Origin of the sequence: Vibrio maerlii (assembly GCF_003415655.1) — a bacterium.
Lineage (GTDB): Bacteria > Pseudomonadota > Gammaproteobacteria > Enterobacterales > Vibrionaceae > Vibrio > Vibrio maerlii.
Window position 1 is genome coordinate 1 of sequence record NZ_QRHC01000050.1, and the last position, 562, is coordinate 562.

Annotated in this window: 1 tRNA gene and 1 rRNA gene; both read right to left on the reverse strand. The window is 42.0% G+C overall.

The features are described 5' to 3' along the window. A 23S ribosomal RNA gene (locus DPF91_RS21965) occupies positions 1-85 on the reverse strand; the annotation flags it as partial. Between the two features lie 349 nt (positions 86-434). Next, positions 435-510 (reverse strand) — tRNA-Ala (locus tag DPF91_RS21970). Between the last annotated feature and the right edge of the window lie 52 nt (positions 511-562).

The window sequence follows — 562 nt, forward strand, 5'->3', positions numbered from 1 at the left end:
CTAATCTGGGCTTATCGCAAGTTAATACGTCCTTCATCGCCTCTGACTGCCAAGGCATCCACCGTGTACGCTTAGTCACTTAACCATACAACCCCAAGAGGTTTCGATTTGCTTTCACTTTTTAAAAGTGAAGACAAAAAGGTGTATGGCAAACAACCAAGGTTTTGTCTCTCATTATTTAAATGAGCGAGAGACATTCGATTTTGCCGGACTCAAATATTAAACATCACAGTAAACTGTGGTGTTTCCAAGAACACTTGAATGTGTGTTGCTACCTAATGACTACGTCACTAGGATTTGAGAACTTTTAATTGAATAACAACGCATATCCGAAGATATGGGGATTGTTGTTATTCGTCAGCTTTCCAAATTGTTAAAGAGCTAGTTCGTTAAGAACCATGTTTAAATATTCTCAAAGAGAAAACACTTAAAGATGGTGGAGCTAAGCAGGATCGAACTGCTGACCTCCTGCGTGCAAGGCAGGCGCTCTCCCAGCTGAGCTATAGCCCCAACGAAATATCATGTTTACGCCACACCCTTCTGGGAGAAGAGAGTGGTGGGT